The sequence below is a fragment of the Paenibacillus sp. P32E genome (genome assembly GCF_001909085.1).
Taxonomy (GTDB): Bacteria; Bacillota; Bacilli; order Paenibacillales; family Paenibacillaceae; genus Paenibacillus_AQ; species Paenibacillus_AQ helianthi.
The window spans coordinates 203,320-216,478 of the sequence record NZ_LVYY01000001.1; the positions used below are offsets into that span (position 1 = coordinate 203,320).

Here is a 13,159-nt window from a genome sequence, read left to right on the forward strand (position 1 = left end):
TACAGTTTCACACCAAAGTGACCAAGTTAAAATGAATTGGAAAAGAGGTTTTGAATCAATGAACAGCAATATTATTTGGGGGATAGTATTATTAGGTCGTGTCTGAAAACTTTTCATTGAGTCAATTTGAAAATGGCAGCTACGTATACAAACGCCAAGAATGACTTGGCCAATTTGTCGTAACGAGTAGCCACACGGCGAAAATGTTTGATTTTATTGAAAAAGCACTCCACTAAGTGGCGTTCTTTGTACCGATACCAATCGACTTCCCATGGGTTTTGACTATTCGCTTTAGGCGGGATAGTGTAGGATGCCTGCTTAGCTGTAATCCAATTCCGAATCACTTCTGAGCCATAGGCTTTGTCGCCAAGAATATGACTTCCTGTAATATCAAGCTTCTGAAGTAAATCGATCGCTGGAACGGAATCGTAGACTTGACCACCCGTCAGAAGAAAAGCGAGGGGATTTCCTAATCCATCGACGACGGTATGAAGTTTGGTTGTCTTTCCGCCACGACTGACGCCGATGTGCTGATTCACTTCGTGTCCTGGGGCGTTTTTTTAGCACCGGCACTATGTTGATGGGCTTTGACCGATGTAGAATCAATGCTCAAGTTTTCAAAGTCAGGTTCGACCTGAAGAGTTTGGAAGATCGCGACAAGCAGTCCGGTATCTCGCCACTTGCAGAAGCGACTGTAGACCGTTTTCCATGAACCATAGCGTTCCTCCGGTAGATCGCGCCAGGCAGCACCACTTCGAGCGATCCATAAAAAAGCATTAAACATGGTTCTTTCACTTAATTTTGACGGACGCCCTGTTTTGTAGGGTGGAAACATGTCCTTAATTTGTTCCCACTGTTCATCGCTTATTTCGTACCGTCTTTGAATCATGCTTGACGCCCCATTCGTTTTCTCAAATCTTACCATGTTATTTAGTTTTCAGACACATCCTAGTGCTGTGTTTGTTTCTTAAGCCATTATTGGCGATTGTGGGGCTGGATGAAAGGTTGTTCGGAGTGGTCTGGCAGGGTGAAGCTGTGTTTTCATTGAGTCCATTTTTAGTTCGGATTATTCTAGCAGTAATTGGGATTCTCATGTTTATCATCGGTGGTATGCAAGTTGCAAAGCAGAAGAATAATTAGTTGAATACAATGTTAAACAGAAAAGACTGATAGAGGTAATCCTGTATCAGTCTTTTTCTCAATTATGAAGTATAAGAAATTATTTCTATCGGATTTTCATTTACTTAGCTATAACGATGGAGCGGTTAACTTGTTTGATGTGGTATATAAAATCAATATTAATATAAGTAGAAGATGTCAAATTCTGATCGTGTAGTTTTGGCATAGAATCCCCCTTAAAAAATCCCGACCACTTGGCTTTAGTGACATGTGTTTTTACCATTTCTACAGGCGAGGCATTAACAAATGACGTACAATGAAACTAACCATAATTGCAAAAGTTAGAAACATACTAAATCCTTCTGCAAGTTTGCTGGGCTACCTGCGTCCACTATGAAACAGCTTGTCTATAGACATACAAGGGAATACTGGATATGATTATGGATATTAAAATTTAATAGGTTATGAAGAAGGTGCCGGTTCTGCTTCACAGAATCAGAATCGGCTTAAAAGGGAAGCACGGTGCAAATCCGGCGCGGTCCCGCCACTGTAAATGCGGAGCGGCTCTTAGAGCGGCCACTGTCCGGTAGAAGGATGGGAAGGCCAAGAGCAGCAATGAGGCATAAGCCAGGAGACCTGCCTTTTTCGTGAACGTTTCTATTCTTCGTGGGGTAAGAATGCGGAACATATGCAGATGGATGGAGTCCGGAGCTTAGGAGCGCCGTAGCCTTCACTTTGTATTCTTCCGGGCCGCCCTGAACAAGGGCGGTCTTTATGTCGTTAGGGTCATCCCCTGCTGTGCACTACAATCCATTTCATTAAAAAGGAAAGAGGTTGACGATGAAACCATTGTATTCTGCCAAGTCTTTTGTACTTGGTCTGGTCTTATTACTGCTTATTTCGATTACAGGTACCGCTGTGGTTCCGGCGGGACAGGCTTTTGCTGCGGCAGGAGCATCCGCTAACAAGGTAACGAATAGTGTTGCAGACGCTGTGTATGCGGCTGACCATGCTGCGGACGGAGAAGCAGCAGCGGCACTAACTGCAGCAGTTCCCGGGGGACAGGTATCGGTCTCGCAGGCAACGTATACAGCTGCTGAATATATTATCAGCGGCGGTGTGACTTCGGAGTGGCAGGCGATCGGCCTGGCCCAGGCGGGCTACCGGGTGCCGGAGAGCTATGCCCAATCGCTTGCACAGAAGGTGCAGGCTGCGGGAGGCATTTTCCCGAATGTTACGGATTATGCGCGGATTGTGCTTGCTGTGCGGGCGACCGGCGGGGATCCGGCGAACTTTGCCGGAAGTGGTTCGGGGGCAGGGTACAATCTGCTGGAGCGCATTTACAACAGTGACAAAATTAGCGGCCAGTCGCTGAATGCTCCGGTATATGCACTGCTCGCACTGGATTCCGGCAGTTATACGCTTCCCGGCGATGCCAAATGGAACCAGACATCATTGTTAAGCGAAATTCTATCCAAGCAAAACAGTGACGGCGGCTTCGCTCTGTTCCCGGGAGCGAGCGATCCGGATATGACGGCCATCGTCCTGACTGCCCTTTCTGTTCATAAGAATGAAGCGGCTGTTACGACAGCCGGACAAAAAGCTGTAGCCTGGCTGGCCGCCAAACAGGATGCCAGCGGCGGTTACGGGGACAGCAGCGAAAGTGTGGCCCAGGCCATCATTGCCCTGTCTTCTTATGGCATAGACCCCACCAGTGACGAGTTCACCAAGAACGAAGCGGATCTAATCAGCAGGCTTCTGAGCTTCCGGCTGGAGAATGGTGCCTTTGCCCATAATCAAGGCGGTAGCGCCAATGTGCTGGCCACGGAGCAGGGACTCCAGGCGCTGGTGGCCTACAGCTTGTTCAGCGGTGGAACGAACGGCAAACTGTATGACTTTTCCAAGCCGGCACCGCAAAATCCGTTAGTCTATGTACCGCTCACGATCGAAGGTCCTGAGAAGACACTGGGCCAGGGCAGCACGTATGCGGGAAATGTACTCGAGGCGCTGGACAAAGTAGCTGCGGCAAATGGCCTGCCGGTTACGAATCCTTCAGGTAACTATGTTACGGGTATCGGCAACATCTCTGCCGGGACCTATGGCGGGTATGATGGCTGGATGTATGCCGTTTCGCGCGGCGGTGAATGGGCAAGCGTCGATGTAGGCATGAAAGACTTCAAGCTGAAGGAGTCGGACAAGCTGCTGGTATATTATGCTGGCAGCGATACACAGCTTGTAGATCAAGTAGCCCTTTCCAAGGCGCAGCCCAGAGAGGGTGAAACTTTTACCGTCACGGTCACCCAAAAAACATGGGTATGGAATAATTTCACAGCCACTTCCAGTCCGGTAACCTCAAGCGCTGCCGGGGTACAGGTGACGATTGGGGATCATACGGTCACAACAGATGCAAAAGGCATTGCAGCTTTTACCGGAGGAATTCCAGCAGGTAATTATACGCTTGCTGTGACCGGTTACGCGCCGGGGAAGGCCCCGGCAGTTGCGAAATATACGCAGCCTTTGAAGATTGCTCCGAAGAATGTAGCGGCTTATCTGTCGGTTGAAGGTCCACAGGGACCGGTCATCGACGGTACGCTGGAGGCGTATAATGCACTGGAAGCGCTGAAGAAACTCGCTGAGTCTGGGAATATTCCGCTGAAGATTACAGAATCATCTTTTGGCAGCTATGTCTCGGCGATTAACGGAATAGAGAGCGGCACGTATAAGGGCTATTGGAGCTTTGCGGTGCAGCGGGGCGGCGAATGGATCTACCCGTCTGTCGGGATGGGGGATTACGTACTGGAGGCATCCGACCGGGTGCTGGTGTATTATGCCGGTGCGGATACCCAGGTGGTGAATACGGTACAGGTCAGTCCAGCGCAACCTAAGCCGGGTGAAAAGTTCACCGTTGCGGTAGCGCAGAAGCAGTGGGTCTGGAATAATACCACCTTTACCTCTGACCCGGTGGTAACGCCGGCAGCGGGTGTACAGGTCAAGATTGGCGGCACAGCAGTAACTACTAATGACAAAGGTATAGCTGCCTTTGACAAAGGTCTGCCTGCGGGTGCGTACACGCTTGCTGTAACCGGCTATGTTGCCGACAGCACGCCGAAAATTGCCCGCTATACGCAAAAGCTGACCGTTGCAGATCCGGCAGTTGTGCCTCAGCCGGCATCGGCAACGATCTCGGTTATCGGAGACAGTGCCAAAGGAACGATTCTGCCCAGCACGCAGGTGGTCTTGAATCCGGGGGAAACGGCATACAGCCTGCTGAAACGTCAATTAGGGGGCAAAGTAGAGGCCACCACCTCCGGCGGAAGCCTGTATGTGGTGTCTATCGACGGTCTCAAAGAATTTGACCGGGGACCCAAAAGCGGATGGCTCTATTACGTAAATGGTAAGGACCCCGGATTTAGTGCGGCTGATTATAAATTGAGTAATGGAGATATGCTTGTCTGGTCCTACACGACAGATTATGAAATCACTTCTCCAGGCGCAGGCGGTCTCCCGGGGAGTAAGGGAACCGTGGACATCACCACTGACAACACTCTTCCGCTGAATCAGGTGGGGCAGACAACAGCCGTTACGAACCTGAACGCGAGAATGACGGCGTCAGAAGCGGCGGCACTGAGCGGGAAATTCACGGCAAACTCTGCTGCCTTCGAGCAGGAAGTTACCCCTGGTGCGGGTGCAGCCTTAAAGGACAGCGGCGGTGAAGTGCAACTGCTGATTCCGGCCGGTGCGGTTACCGGAACCGTGAAGATCAGCGTGCGGGAGAACAGCTCGTCCCGCAAGGAGCTGGTATCGGGGCTGTACACCTTCTCCCCGGATGGTACCAAATTTGTGAAGCCGGTCGACTTGTCCATTACGGTGCCTGTCACCGTCCTTAATCCAGCCAATCTGGCCTTGGCCTGGCTCGATCCGGCCACAGGCCGCTGGATTCCGGTTCCGTCTGTATTGGATGCCAAGACGGGGGTTCTCACCGGAAAGGTTAGCCACTTCACCGATTACGCAGTGGTTGACCGCAGCAAGTGGGAGCCTAAGCCAGAGCAGCTGAAAAGTGACATTGCTGCTACAGCAAAGGGCATAACAGCAACGGAAGAGCTTAGTGACTGGCAAGCTGTTGGGCTTGCCCGTTCAGGTCATGCGGTACCTGCTGCTTATCTGGCAGGTGTGAAGGAGCAGCTGTCGGACAGTCAGGGGCAGCTCCGCAAGGTTACAGACTATGAGCGTCTAGTTTTGGCTGTGGCTGCTGCGGGTGCAGATCCGCAGACGTTCGGCGGCTATAACCTGATTGAGAAAATCTACAACAATGACAAGTTGACCAGCCAGGGAAACAATGGTCTGATCTTTGCCCTGATTGCCCTGGATAGCGGCTCCTATACGGTGCCTTCTAGTGCCAAGTGGACCAAAGAACGCCTGACTCAAGCCCTGCTCGAAGCTCAGGATAAGGACGGCGGCTTCCCGCTCACTGCAGGCGGAACAGCAGATCCGGATATTACCGCAATGGCGGTTACCGCACTTGCTGCTCATGCTGACCAGGCTGCTGTTGCGGCGGCAATAGACAAGGCCATTGCCTGGCTGTCACAGCAGCAGCAGGAAGACGGCGGCTACAAACAGGCTGGTGAAGCGAACAGTGAGAGTACAGCGCAGGTGATTATTGCCCTGAGTGCTGCGGGCATTGGCCCGAATGACTCCCGGTTTGTCAAAGCCAAAGGCGGATTGCTTAGCCATCTGGCTTCCTTCCGGCAAGCGGACGGCGGTTATGCGCATACACTGGGACAACCCGCGAACAGCGTAGCTACCGAGCAGGCACTGCTGGCGCTGACAGCGTATAGCCGTTATCTGAACGGTGAGTCGAAGCTGTTCAGCATTTCTCCTTCCGGTGTGACCGGGGGAGCGGTATTCACCGATGAGGACCTGATTTCGGCCTGGGCGCTGGATTCCGTGCATCAGGCTTACACCCGGAAGCTGATGGAAGGGGTCAGCGGAAACAGCCTGATCTTTGCGCCGAAGCAGAAGATTACCCGTGCGGAATTTGCGGCTCTGCTGCTCAGACTGACCCACAATGAGCCTTCTTCAGCAAGCAGTGCACCGGTATTCAGCGACGTCAAGACTGGCGCATGGTATTATGGAATAGTGCTGAGAGCCAAACAGCTCGGCATTGTCGATGGGATCACGGCTACAACCTTTAATCCGAACGGCATCATCTCCCGCCAGGATATGGCTGTCATGATCGCCAGAGCGTTCAAGCTGGAAAATACAGCTTCTGCGTCCGCCCCGCAGGCTGTGAAATTTACGGACGAGGCCCGGATTAGCAGCTACGCGCTATCTGCTGTCCGTTCCGTCACTCAGCTTGGCTATATGACCGGATCTGGCGGTACCTTTGACCCGGCGGCAGCGGTCACCAGAGAAATGGCGGCCGTTGTGGCTGTAAGATTGCCTTGATGTTACTTGCTCCAGTGAAGTTGATCCATTCAGATTTGGTTTGAATTGGAGTAACTGGAGTTAGTTAAATGGCCGGATCGGTCAGGTGGATGTATAGTCAGTTTCTGTGAAGTAGCAGGATGCTCAAAGCTGTACGCATAATGCCGACGCATAATTTACGGTAAGGCAGCCTCTAGCCGATCCCCTTGCGAACGGAAACGGACTCCGATGCACTTATCTAGTGACTTTTGACCGATTTCCAGAATGAAGTAGCATAATAACGGCTTCTGTGTCCATATAGTCAGAGAAAAGAGCGGATATTGCGAAATAACGCTTTTCCAGTCCTTATAGGCCTGTCCAGGTATGAAGTGGAGACAGTGCCGTTATACCAGCAATCATATTGTAAAAGAACGGAACGGGGGAGCAGTCTGCAGCCCCGTTCCTTTCCCTTTTCCCGGAGGTGTCCATGTTCATGTTGAGGTCCATCCAGCAATGGCTGTCTTACCCGCTGCTGCTTCTGGCCGCAGCGCTGCTGCTCGCCGGCTGCGCATCCGGCGCAGACACAGCCGGCGGCGGTCCAAGCCCCGCCGCCGCGAATACGGCTGCGGTGCAGAGCCCGCAGCCCCAGAACCCGGCGTCCCCTATTCCCGGGGACGCCGCAAGCCCCGTGCCGTCCGGCGCGGAATCCGCCGCCGGGACGTCCACGGGGGCGGCTGCATCCCCGCCGCCGCCCGCCGCTGCCGTAACGGAGCCAGCTCCCGTTACGGGCAGCGCTGCTGCGCCGGCTGCATCCGCGCCGGCGGCCGCCAGCGCAGCTCCGGCCACGGCGCAAGCCCCGGCCGGGCCTGCGAAGCCTGCTGCGGGCGCGAAGCCCTCAGCAGGCACCAAGCCGGCGGCGACGGCGAAGCCTGCCGCCACAGCGCAAGCCCCGGCAGCTGTGAAGCCGACTGCTGCCGCATCAGCCGCCCCGGCGAAGCCTGCCGGGGCCGAAGACACCGTCACGTTCTCCATTACCGGAGATGAGGAGCACGGGACGATTTTTGCGGCAGCCGCCGTTGAAGTCAAGGACGGGGAGAGTGCGCTGGAGCTGCTGAAGCGCATTACCCGCAAGAATAAAATTCAAATGGAATACCAGGGAGCCAAAAGCTTCGCTTATGTAGAAGGAATAGATAATCTCTATGAGTTTGACCACGGGCCGGAGAGCGGCTGGATATACAGAGTCAACGGTGAAATCCCCGGGAAGGGGGCAGGAGGCTACACACTGAAGCCTGGAGATACCGTGGAGTGGCTGTATACACTGGATCTCGGCAAGGATGTGGGGGCCGAAGTGCAATGAGCAGCGGCTTCCGTTCGATGCATCCTTCGGTGGCGCTGGTCTACTATGCAGGGCTGCTATTATTCGCTGCCTTGCTGTTTCATCCCCTGTTCCTGGCAACGGAGATTGCTGGACTGACCTTCCTCCTGGTGCTGCAGGGACAAGGACGCGGGCTGCTGCGCGGCCTGCCCTTTTATCTGCTGATGGCGGTTTCCGTGGCGGTGCTCAATCCCTTGTTTTCACACAGGGGGGCGCATATCTTGTTTTATTTTATGGATCAGCCGATTACACTGGAAGCCGTGCTGTACGGGCTGATGATGATGTTGGTGCTACTGGCTGTCTTTATTCTGTTCATCTCTTACAATTACACGGTTACTACTGATAAATTCATGTATCTGTTCGCTGCGGCTGCCCCCCGGACCACTCTGCTTACGCTCATGACCATGCGGTTCGTCCCCTTGTTCCAGCGGCGGCTACGGCAGATCACCCTGATCCAGCGGATTCGGGGAGTGGATACGGGCAAGGGCAGTCTGCGCTCCAGAATGAGGGACGGCATGACACTGCTCAAGGTGCTGCTGACCTGGTCACTGGAAGAGGCCCTGCAGACGGCAGACTCGATGAAAGCGCGGGGGTATGGCATCCGCAAACGCAGCGTATACGGCATATACAAGCTGGACCTGCAGGATAAAGCCATGCTGCTGCTGTTTACGGTAAGCGGATGGATTCCGCTGTTTTTTTGGATGAAAGGGTATGGGGTGCTGGACATTTATCCGCGGATGAAGCCGATGCACCTCGGCTGGGCTGATGCTGCGATGTATGCCAGCTTCTGCGTGTTCGTGCTGACGCCGCTGGCCCTGGAAGGAAAGGAGAAATGGTTATGGAGATCCTCACGGCACAGCAGTTATCCTTCAGCTACCCTGAAGAAGACAGGGACTCGCTTCATGAGCTCTCATTTACGGTAGAGGAAGGTGAATTTGTGGTGCTGCTCGGCCCGTCCGGCGGCGGCAAAACCACGCTCCTGCGCCATTTGAAGCGCGAGCTTGCTCCAGTGGGCAAGGTTAGCGGGATGATCGCTTACAAAGGGAGGCCCTTGTCTGATCTGCCGGCGGAGCTTGCTGCCGGAGAAATCGGGATGGTGTTCCAGAACCCGGACGCTCAGATCGTGATGGACACGGTGTGGCATGAGCTGGCTTTTTCAATGGAGAATATGGGCTATCCGCCTGCGGTCATGCGCAGCAGGCTGGCAGAGATCGCCGGCCTGTTCGGGCTGGAGCCGCTGCTGTACCGGCCCATACATGAGCTCTCCGGTGGCCAAAAGCAGCTGCTGAACCTGGCCTCTGTGCTGCTGCTGCAGCCGAAGCTGCTGCTGCTGGACGAGCCAACCTCACAGCTCGATCCGGTCGCTGCGCGGGAATTCATCCAGACGCTGCACCGGTTGAATGAGGAACTGTCGGTGACGGTAATAATCAGCGAGCACCGTCTGGAGGAAGTGCTGCCGCTGGCTGACCGGGTGCTGCTGCTGGAAGAAGGGGAACTGCGGTTCCAGGGTACGCCCCGTAATTTCGTGCGCCAGGCCGGCAAGGAACCGGACTCAACACATAGGGCGTATTTGCCAACCGCCTCACGTCTTTTCCTCGCGCTTGCGCCGGACGCAGGTTCTGCTCCGACGGAGTCTATCCCGCTGACTGTGCGTGAAGGCAAGCGCTGGCTGCATTCCCTGGACGGAATAGCGGCAGGCAAGGATACTAACGCTGCCTCTGGAGGAGATGGCTCTGCTGTACATACCTCCCGGACACTCGCTGGGACCGCAGAGGGCTTCAGAGCTCATGAAGATCCCGGTAGTCCACTTTCACCCGCAGGCGCTTCACGTACGGTCCCAGCGCCCTCTAACGAGCTGCTGCTCGGCTGCCGGGAAGTGACCTTCCGCTACACCAAGGACGGAGTAGAGGTGCTTAAGAAGCTCTCGTTATCGCTGTACCGGGGAGAGCTTCTGGCTATAATGGGCGGAAATGGGGCCGGGAAATCGACGCTGCTGCATGTAATGAATGGTCTGCTTAAGCCCCAGCGCGGCAGGGTCACGCTGGGCAAAGGAATGACCAGCGGCTTTCTGGCCCAGAACCCGCTGCTATACTTCAGCTACGACACGGTTCAGGAGGAGCTGAAGCAGATGGCAGAGTACGCCGGGCTTCTCGGAGAAAGGGCGGAACGGGAGATATCCCGTCTCCTCGAAATCTTTCAGCTGGAGAACCTCCTGCTCAGCCATCCGCATGATATGAGCGGCGGCCAGCAGCAGAAGCTGGCGCTCGCCATGGTCATGCTGCTCTCCCCAGACATTCTGCTGCTGGATGAGCCGACGAAGGGACTGGATCCCGGGGCCAAGGAACGGCTGGCTGCTTTGCTTGGGGACTTGCGCAGCCGGGGAGTCAGTATCGTTCTGGTAACACATGATGTTGAATTTGCTGCGAGATATGCCTCGCGCTGCGCGATGCTGTTCGACGGCGGAATTACGTCAGAGGGGGCACCGGCAGAGTTCTTCAGCAGTAATTACTTCTATACGACAGTGGTTAACCGTATGGTGCGGGATCTGCTGCCGCAGGCATTGACGATAGAGGATGTGATGAAAACATGGCCCGTTTTCGCTTCCCGCTCCTGATCGCACTCGGGTTATTTGTAGCCGGCCTGGCGCTCACCTCTGCGCTGAAGGACCGCCATTATATGCTGCTCAGCCTTGTGCTGCTGGCAGTGACCCTGCTGCCGTTGTTCCTCCGGCTGGAGCGGCGTCCGCTTGAATCCAGAGAGCTAGTGCTGCTGGCAGTGCTGTCTGCTGTCGCTGCGATCAGCCGCATTCCTTTTGCTGCCTTGCCGAGTGTAAAGCCTGTATCTGCCATTGTCATTCTGTCGGCCTATGTTTTCGGGGCAGAAGCGGGCTTCATCATCGGCGCGGTGGCTGCACTGGTGTCCAATATCTATTTCGGGCAGGGTCCATGGACGCCCTGGCAAATGTTCGCCTGGGGGATGGTTGGTCTTACGGCGGGCTGGCTGCGGAATACCTGGTGGATGAAGAAAAAGGGCGGAATGCTTGCCTTTGGCTTCGTATGGGGTTTTTTGTTCGGCTGGATTATGAATATCTGGTATCTGATCAGTCTTCCCGACGCATTCAGCTGGGGGCTGGTGGCGACCGCCTATGCATCAAGCTTTTATCTGGACCTGGCCCATGCCTTGTCCAATGTGTTTTTCCTGGCCGTTCTCGCCGGAGGCTGGACCAAAGTGCTGAAACGGTTCCGTAAAAAATACGGGCTGCTTCAGGAATGAATGATTATCTAGTCTTAAAGTCACGCAATATACTATAATATTCGTTATTTCGACAAATTCCTCGGAAGAATCATCATACTTTCGACCTTTTTCTCCGATAAAATATGTACAGCAAGATTCGGAGAAGGCGGGAACCGGAAATATGAAACATCTTAAGGTTAGACATAAAATGTTATTGCTGGTGATGATTTTTGTGATCATGCTCTCCGGGATTGGAGCTATCGGCATGATTACTACCGATCACATGGCTGACAAATCCAGGGAAGCCTACAATCAGAATCTGCAGCCCCTCTATCTGATTGCAGAAATACGCGGAAACAACCGGGAGATTGAGTCGTTCCTGTTGGAGAATCTGATCACCAAGGACGATGCCAAGAAACAGGAGTTCAACGCAGCCATCGAAGAGAACATCAATACTAACAATAATCTGATCAACCAGCTGAAGGGCATTTCATTCGGCAATAAAGAGATTTCGAATAAAATATATCAATATTTGTCTCTGCTGCCGGATTACCGGGCACAGCGTGATAGTATCATCCAGCTCGCCGACAAGAACCTGGATAACGAGGGCTATCAGATATTTTCGGGCACCAGCTTCAAGGAATCACGGAAGACTATGGTAGGCCTCCTTGAAGATGCCGGCGTGCTGCTGGTTCAAGACGCTGGGGATCATAATCAGACGACACTGCTGAATGCCAACAGCTCCAGGACGATGAGCATTTTTCTGATCATTACAGCCGTTCTCCTGTGTGCAGGAATCAGCTTCATGATCTCAAGGCTGATTACTAAGCCGCTTAGAGAATTGCAGACGTTGATGAAGCGCGCAGAAACGGGGGATTTGACCGCAGCAGCTTCCTATGACTCGCGGGACGAGATCGGGCAGATCAACGGTTCATTCAATGCGATGCTGGGTAGCCTGAAGCTCATGATGCAGGGGGTTTCGAAGAGCGCTGAAATGCTGTCGGCATCCTCACAGCAAATGAGTGCCAGTGCAGAGCAGACGGCCCGTGCTTCACAGGTAATCGCCGAGAACTCCAGTGAAATCGCCACCGGGTTCAATGTGCAGACAGAGACAATTGGCCGCACTGCACAATCCGTACAGATGATGGTGAAGGATATTGCTGCTGTTGAGAGAGGAAGCAATGAAATGTCTGTGCTCTTGGCTGCGGCCGCGGCTTCCATCGATCATGGTGCTGGCACAGTAGGAGTTATTCTTGGGCAGATGAAGCAGATGGATTTCAGCGCCTCATCCAGCCGGGAGATGTTCAGTAATCTGGGTAGACTATCGGCAGAAATCAATACCATACAGGAGTCCATTAGAAATGCTGTGCATCAGACCGAGGAGATTCGTAAGGCCACGCTGCATGTCTCTCTTGAAGCCCGATCGGTATCACAGGCTATGGAGCAGGTAAGCGAAGTTTCGCGCAAGGGTGCAGGCGATGTGAAGGATACCAGCGCCGCCAGCGAAGAGCAATTGACTGCGATGGGCGAAATGTCGATGTCGGCTCAGTATCTGGCAACATTAGCCGAGAATTTGCAGATGGATTTGGCTCACTTTAAACTTTAATACAATCAACAAGCAGCCCCCTGGAGCCAGAAGCTCTCAGGGGGCTGCTTGTTTGGTTGGTCCGTCCGGCAGAATACCGGAACAGACCGCTGGTTAGTAAGATCCAAAGGAACCACTTGGTTGAAGTCTTAAGAGTACCATCCCCATACGAAGATGAACAAAGTACCGAAGATAGTAACCAGACCCACGAAGAGCGCATAGCCGATATTAATGTACAGCTCTTTCTTGGTATCTGCCGATTCCCCGATGTGCATGAACACGAACAGCTGCAGGGAAGCCTGAATCAGAGCTGTGATCAGCAGTACGGCCATGTTGGCGCCGTGTGAGAGATCACCATAGATAACAATGAGCGCTGCGGCAGAAAGGACCAGAGAGGCCAGATAACCCATCACATGGCGAATTGGGAACAGTTGCTTCATCAT

8 protein-coding genes and 1 riboswitch are annotated in these 13,159 nt (G+C 53.7%); of the genes, 6 read left to right on the forward strand and 2 right to left on the reverse strand.

The annotated features are described in order from the left end of the window. Nucleotides 1–113 precede the first annotated feature (113 nt). A protein-coding gene (locus A3848_RS31135) for an IS5 family transposase (RefSeq protein ID WP_178381866.1) occupies nt 114–889 on the reverse strand; the annotation gives its coding sequence in 2 pieces (ribosomal slippage) (nt 114–562 and nt 562–889; 777 coding nt in all). A 684-nt stretch (nt 890–1,573) separates the two neighbouring features. Further along, nucleotides 1,574–1,777, forward strand: a riboswitch (cobalamin riboswitch). A 182-nt stretch (nt 1,778–1,959) separates the two neighbouring features. Between A3848_RS31135 and A3848_RS00635 the strand changes: the two genes are divergently transcribed. The 6 genes from A3848_RS00635 (at nt 1,960) to A3848_RS00660 (ending at nt 12,737) form a co-directional block, all read left to right on the forward strand. Beyond that, on the forward strand, nt 1,960–6,564 hold the full coding sequence (locus tag A3848_RS00635) for an S-layer homology domain-containing protein (RefSeq protein WP_074082956.1): 4,605 nt from the start codon (nt 1,960–1,962) through the stop codon (nt 6,562–6,564). A 451-nt stretch (nt 6,565–7,015) separates the two neighbouring features. Further along, the gene (locus A3848_RS00640; protein WP_074083323.1) at nt 7,016–7,879 is read left to right on the forward strand and encodes a DUF4430 domain-containing protein; all 864 of its coding nucleotides are present in this window, start codon (nt 7,016–7,018) and stop codon (nt 7,877–7,879) included. Next, complete coding sequence (locus A3848_RS00645; protein WP_074082958.1) at nt 7,876–8,820, forward strand: energy-coupling factor transporter transmembrane component T; 945 nt, start codon at nt 7,876–7,878, stop codon at nt 8,818–8,820. Before A3848_RS00640 ends, A3848_RS00645 begins: the two co-directional genes overlap by 4 nt. Further along, a complete protein-coding gene (locus tag A3848_RS00650) occupies nt 8,736–10,511 on the forward strand; it encodes an ABC transporter ATP-binding protein (RefSeq protein WP_074082960.1) in 1,776 nt (591 codons plus the stop codon). Before A3848_RS00645 ends, A3848_RS00650 begins: the two co-directional genes overlap by 85 nt. Then, the gene (locus tag A3848_RS00655; RefSeq protein ID WP_074082962.1) at nt 10,484–11,170 is read left to right on the forward strand and encodes an ECF transporter S component; all 687 of its coding nucleotides are present in this window, start codon (nt 10,484–10,486) and stop codon (nt 11,168–11,170) included. The genes A3848_RS00650 and A3848_RS00655 overlap by 28 nt, the downstream gene beginning before the upstream one ends. A 142-nt stretch (nt 11,171–11,312) precedes the next feature. Further along, nucleotides 11,313–12,737, forward strand: a complete 1,425-nt coding sequence (locus tag A3848_RS00660; RefSeq protein ID WP_074082965.1) for a methyl-accepting chemotaxis protein — start codon at nt 11,313–11,315, stop codon at nt 12,735–12,737. A 128-nt stretch (nt 12,738–12,865) separates the two neighbouring features. Here A3848_RS00660 and qoxD read toward each other — a convergent pair whose 3' ends face one another. Next, on the reverse strand, nt 12,866–13,159 hold the full coding sequence (qoxD, locus tag A3848_RS00665) for a cytochrome aa3 quinol oxidase subunit IV (protein ID WP_178381867.1): 294 nt from the start codon (nt 13,157–13,159) through the stop codon (nt 12,866–12,868).

What these genes read in the sequence shown, in the direction of transcription:
- A3848_RS00650 (WP_074082960.1), top strand. Translation starts at nt 8,736, where the DNA reads ATGGAGATCCTCACGGCACAGCAGTTATCCTTCAGCTACCCTGAAGAA.
- qoxD (WP_178381867.1), bottom strand. Translation starts at nt 13,159, where the DNA reads ATGATGAAGCAACTGTTCCCAATTCGCCATGTGATGGGTTATCTGGCC.
- A3848_RS00655 (WP_074082962.1), top strand. Translation starts at nt 10,484, where the DNA reads ATGGCCCGTTTTCGCTTCCCGCTCCTGATCGCACTCGGGTTATTTGTA.
- A3848_RS00635 (WP_074082956.1), top strand. Translation starts at nt 1,960, where the DNA reads ATGAAACCATTGTATTCTGCCAAGTCTTTTGTACTTGGTCTGGTCTTA.
- A3848_RS00640 (WP_074083323.1), top strand. Translation starts at nt 7,016, where the DNA reads ATGTTGAGGTCCATCCAGCAATGGCTGTCTTACCCGCTGCTGCTTCTG.
- A3848_RS00660 (WP_074082965.1), top strand. Translation starts at nt 11,313, where the DNA reads ATGAAACATCTTAAGGTTAGACATAAAATGTTATTGCTGGTGATGATT.
- A3848_RS00645 (WP_074082958.1), top strand. Translation starts at nt 7,876, where the DNA reads ATGAGCAGCGGCTTCCGTTCGATGCATCCTTCGGTGGCGCTGGTCTAC.